Source organism: Burkholderia sp. A2 (genome assembly GCF_001729305.1).
Taxonomy (GTDB): Bacteria; Pseudomonadota; Gammaproteobacteria; order Burkholderiales; family Burkholderiaceae; genus Burkholderia; species Burkholderia sola.
Map to the genome: position 1 here is coordinate 1 of NZ_LZXX01000139.1, position 5,127 is coordinate 5,127.

Consider the following 5,127-nt stretch of genomic DNA (forward strand, 5'->3'; position numbering starts at 1 on the left):
CAGCGGCTCGTATGCGTCGCGGTAGTGTTCGGCAAGCACATGGGCGGCGCGCAGCCGGGTGCCGCCGTGTTCGTTGTGATCCTCGATCGGTCCGATCGCCTGCGACCACACACTGTCCTTGCGGCCGTCCCAGAACAGCCACGGCGCATCGGTCGTGCCGACGACGGGCATCGTGCGACGCACGCCGACGCCCAGGCCGATCGCCAGCGGTCGTCCGTCTTCGAACTGGCGATCGGAGGCGTGACAGCTTGCGCAGGCGATCGCGCCGTTTCGGCTGAACCGCGGATCCGAGAACAATCGCTTGCCAAGCTGAGCCGCCTGTGCGGACGCGACCACGCGATTCGACGGGTCGACTTTGACGACGACGTTCGCGGGAAGGCGCATCGATTCAAGCTGCGCCCGTTCGTCGGCGCGCCAGTGGTCCGGCGCGTCGGCGGTTTCCGCCATCGCGTCGGCCCGATGTCCCGGCCATGCGGTCCAGACGAGCAGCGCGCCGATCATCGACGCAGCCGCGAGCCCGTAGTGCGTNNGCCGTCGCGCGCGACGGCCGGAATCACGCGATCGCATCGATCGTGCGCGATGCCGGCAGCAGCGCGCGCGTGTTGCCCGACATCAACCACTTGCGTTGCACCGGCGCGACGGCGGCGAGCGGGCCATCGGCGGCGAGAAACTGCTCCATGACCTTGCGGTGGCCGCCCGAGTTGCGAAAGACCGGCCAGTCGGTGCCGAACAGAATCTTGTGATTGATGTTCATGCGGAACAGCTCGGCGAGCGCAACCGACCATCCCCGCGGATGCTGGGAGCCGAGAAATGCGCTGACGTCGAGATACACGTTGGGTCGATACGCGCACTGTCGCGCGCAAGCGTCGACGTGATGGACGGCGCCGTGCGCGAGGATGAAGTTCACGTCGGGAAAATCGAATGCCGCGCGGTCGAGCAGATCCGGGTGCGAGTATGCAAACTCCAGCGCCGGGCTGGTCGGCCCCACGTGCAGAAGCACCGGCAACCGGTGAGCGCGACAGATTTCGTACAGCGGGTACAGGCGCTTGTCGCTCGGGCTGTAACCGCACGGCGGATAGAGTTTCAATCCGGAGAAGCCGTACTCGACCACGCCTTTCTCGAACAACGCGACACCGTCCGCGCCCCACCGCGGATCCATGCCGCCGAATACGTGAAAGCGCTCGCCGTGACGCTGCAGGATCGCATGATGCTCGGCATACATCTCGGCGATCGTGAGATCGCTTTTCATCACGTACGTGAAATCGGGCAGCAACACCACGGCCTGCTCGATGCCGGCCGACGTCATGTCGGCCACCAGTGCATCGCCGAAGTGGTCCTGGCTTTGCGCGAGGTAGGTATCGAGCAGTTCCGATCGCGATTTCCGTACGCCGTTGGCGACGAGCCGGACATGAACGTTGGCGCAGAATCCCTCGAGGAACGCAGTGGGGATGAAGCGCGTCGACGCGATGTGGCAGTGCGAGTCGATGATCGGCCCGTCGTAGATGGCGGGGCTCATGCCGTTGCTTTGACGGGGGCCGTGCGGTCGGCGTCGCGACCCGTGAGCATGCCGAGCGCACGTTCCTTGAGGTCCGCCACGCGTTGCATCATGAAGTGGCCGGCATGCATCTTCCCGTTCGCGCGGGCGTAGTCCGGCAACGTGCCCCACGTCTGAAAACCGTAGTGTTCCCATACGCGGTGAGCGGGCGTGCCGTCTCGCACGTCGAGTGTCAGCAGTTCGACGTTGTCACGATCGCATTGCAGCGCAATCTCGACGAACGCGGCAGGCAGCACGCCACCGCCGCGACAGGCGTCGTGGATCATGCCTTTCGCCAGATCGGTGATATGGCGATTGTTGGGGTTCAGGTTGCGGCGCAACGTGCACAGGCCGATCAGCTGACCGGTGTTCGCGAAGATCGTCAGCAGGCGAACCTTTTCCGCGGCGAGATTCGAGCGCAGTTCGTCGAGATAGCGGCTTGCTTCCGCGTCCGTGATCGTTTCGGCGAAGCCGATGATCGGCGCGCTTTCGCTCGTGCGCCGCATCAGCTCGACGATCTGCGCGCCCAACGTATCGTCGACGCCGTTCGTCCAGCGATAGGTGACGTGCGTGACGTTGGCCTTCGGCAACGCGATCGGATACTGTGCGCCGTCGGCAAGCAAGGTACGGATGGAGTCGTTCATGGGTGTCCCTGGATCACGTGGTTTCGAGGGCCACGACGCTTTCGGCGCGTGGCGGGGGCGCGGAGGTGCACAGGTCGTCGAGCACGGCCTGGAGGCCATGATCGACCAGCCACTGGTCGTCGTAGATCGTGTCGAGATACTTGGTGCCGCTGTCGGGGAACACGAGCACGATGTTGGCCGGACCTTGCAAGGTGGCGACGTAGCGGCGTGCGGCCTGCGCGATGGCGCCGGACGAACCGCCGAGCAGCAACCCTTCGTCGAGCGCGAGGCGACGGCAGCCGACGAACGCATCGCGATCGACGATGCGCATCGTTTCGTCGACGAGATGAATCAGGATGTTGCCGGGCTGAAAACTGAGCCCCGCGCCGTTCTGCAGATGCGGCCGGTAGGTGCCGCCGAACACGACCGAGCCGTCGGGCTCGACACCGATCACGCGCGTAGCCGGATCGCGCTCCTTCACATAGCGTGCGATGCCGCTCAGATGGCTGCCGGTGCTGGCGGACACGATCACGGCGTCGAGCCGGTCGGCGAGCTGGGAGACGATTTCGGGGCCGGTGGAGTAATAGTGCGCGTCGATCGCGGCCGGATTGTTGTATTGATCGAGGTTCACGCAATTCGGCACGCTCGCGGCGATCGCTTTCGCGACCGCAATGCGCTTGCGCTGATAGCTGCCCGTCTCGTCGGGGTGCTCGACCATCTCGACTTCTCCGCCGAATGCCCGCACGAGATTCGCATTCGTTTTCGGCGTCTTCGGATCGAGCACGCAAATGAAGCGATAGCCGCGTGTGGCGCACAGCATCGCAAGTGCGTGCCCCATGTTGCCCGACGTCGATTCGACGATCGACCAGCCCGGCTTGAGCCCATGGTCGCGCTCGGCCTGGCGGAGCAACTGCAGCGCGCTCCGGTCCTTGACGCTGTTGCCGGGGTTGTAGCACTCGAGCTTTCCATACACGCGGATTCGCCTGTGTTCATTCGACAGGCTTTTCAGATACAGCAGCGGCGTATCGCCGATCAGTTCGACAAGGCTGTTTGCGTACATTCGACATCTCCGACCAGCGGGTTGGCGTTGGCTCGTGCGTCGTTCGCGAGTGGTACGACGCGATCGGCCGCGTGTGATCCGGCTTGCTTCACAGTGCGACTTTAGTGATCGATGCCCGGGGCCTGTAACTGTCCGAACGGGCATCGGAAGGCTCGTGCGTCACAGTTCGCCCGACTCCATCTCCATTTCCATTTCCACCTCGCCACGGTTGGCCGCCGGGAGGACGCGCAGTCTCGGATGCGGCAGTGCGTCGAGTGTCAGCGCACGATCGCCGACGAACGTGCCGACGAGTTGCGACAGCAGCGCCGCATTCTGGTGAACCATGTGATGACTGCCGGCCTGGAGTTCGACCTGGATCGGGCGAAGCTGGGCCGACGTAATGGCTCGCGCGCGTATCGCGCAGGTCATTTCGTCGTATTCGCCGGTCACGAGCAGTGCAGGGATGCCGGCGATCGATCCGTCGCGTTCGGATTCGATCCGATGGGCGCGGAAATTCAGCAATTGCTGGCTGTATTCGATCATGTTCGCCGCCGACACGAACGGTGCGTGCAGCCAGTGACGGGTCGCCGAATCGGGTAGTGCGAACATCGATGCGTGGCCGCCTTCGCGTGCGTCGCTTCGTGCCCGCTTCTCCAGAAGCCCGATCATCGATTTGGCCATGCTGTCCGCGGCCTTCGGCATGCGCGCGACGAGCGAGCACATCGTATTGAGATTGTTTTCGTACGCGCTGTCGGCGCCGTCGTAGTCCTGCGCGCCGGCAAACGACGGGGCGATCAGGCTCATCGACGCGATGCGGCCGGGCAGTGCGCGCGCCAGCGCCAGCGCATATCGGGCGCCGCCGCACCAGCTCGCGACGTGAATCGCGTCGATTCCCTCGACGTCGAGCAGTTCAGCCACGCTTCGCGCGTAGCGGTCCGGTGCATCGGGGCTCGAATAGTAGGCGCGGGTCAGTTCTCCATCGGCTGGCGTATCGCTTGCGTCGTCCGCCAGATAGAGGGAGAAATCCGGCGCCAATCCGGCCGCGAAGTCGTGCCACACGTCGTTCGGGATGCCGAATGCGTTGATCAGCAACATGGCCCGCGGGCCACGCCCGGCAGTGAGATACCCATGCCCGCTGCCGGTCGTGATCCGGCGCGCAGACGGCAGATCGACAAATCGGGGCGCGTCGCGCCGTTCGTGCCGGGCCGCGTGAGCGGCGACGCGTGAAGCGATCCGGGCTGGCCAGTCGAAGCCGGCGCAGGGCAGCCGGTGAGAACGGATGTCGGTCGGCGGCACGGGTGCGTCGTCCGCGTATCCCAGCATGTGCTCGGCATGCTTCAGATTCGTTTCGAGTAGCGCGAGAACGGCGTCGGAGCCGGCCTCGTCGGCATCGTTGCGCGTCGGAATGGGCACCCGTCGCGCGACGCTTTCCACGAGTTCGCGCCACGCAATACGCCGGTCGCCATGCACGACGTGAAGGCCGGGCGACGCTTGCGTCGCCAGCCAGGCCAGCACCGCTTCCGCCGTCAGCAGGCAAGCCGTGCCGGCCGCTTCGGCAGGCAAAGCCAGCGGTGCTTGCTCGAAGTACGTGTCGGCGCGGCGGCGTATCTCGAACACGGTTTCGGCGACCGCGTCGGCGAGCGTGTCGATTGACGCCAGCGAGTGCGTCCCGGCTTCGCCGATGGCCGCCGAACCGTCCGCGAGCGCGTCGCCGAGCACGACGATGCATGTGTTCGCAACGGATGCGGACGCGACGTCGAGCGCGGCCGACAGGATACGGGGCAAGGAGGTGAATTCACGCGTGCGACGCATCTCGGGATCGTCGACAACGATGGCGAGCCGCCCGGAACCGGGCGCGTTCAATGCGTCGCGAAGCCGGGCGATGCGCGTGTATGCGTCGAGCGCCGTCGTCGCTACGCCGTCCGATGCCG

At 65.4% G+C, this 5,127-nt stretch carries 4 protein-coding genes and 1 pseudogene; all 5 read right to left on the minus strand.

Annotated elements, in window-relative coordinates:
- The coding region (locus A9Z05_RS31410) for a cytochrome-c peroxidase (RefSeq protein WP_218077832.1) at positions 1-501 on the minus strand (501 nt) is incomplete at its 3' end.
- A gap of 52 nt (positions 502-553) precedes the next feature.
- On the minus strand, positions 554-1,516 hold the full coding sequence (locus tag A9Z05_RS31415) for an amidohydrolase family protein (RefSeq protein ID WP_069621476.1): 963 nt from the start codon (positions 1,514-1,516) through the stop codon (positions 554-556).
- On the minus strand, positions 1,513-2,178 hold the full coding sequence (locus A9Z05_RS31420) for a GNAT family N-acetyltransferase (RefSeq protein ID WP_069621477.1): 666 nt from the start codon (positions 2,176-2,178) through the stop codon (positions 1,513-1,515). Before A9Z05_RS31420 ends, A9Z05_RS31415 begins: the two co-directional genes overlap by 4 nt.
- Before the next feature lie 13 nt (positions 2,179-2,191).
- Complete coding sequence (locus tag A9Z05_RS31425) at positions 2,192-3,217, minus strand: PLP-dependent cysteine synthase family protein (RefSeq protein ID WP_069621478.1); 1,026 nt, start codon at positions 3,215-3,217, stop codon at positions 2,192-2,194.
- A gap of 159 nt (positions 3,218-3,376) precedes the next feature.
- A pseudogene (locus A9Z05_RS37090) lies at positions 3,377-5,127 on the minus strand (hypothetical protein); the annotation flags it as partial.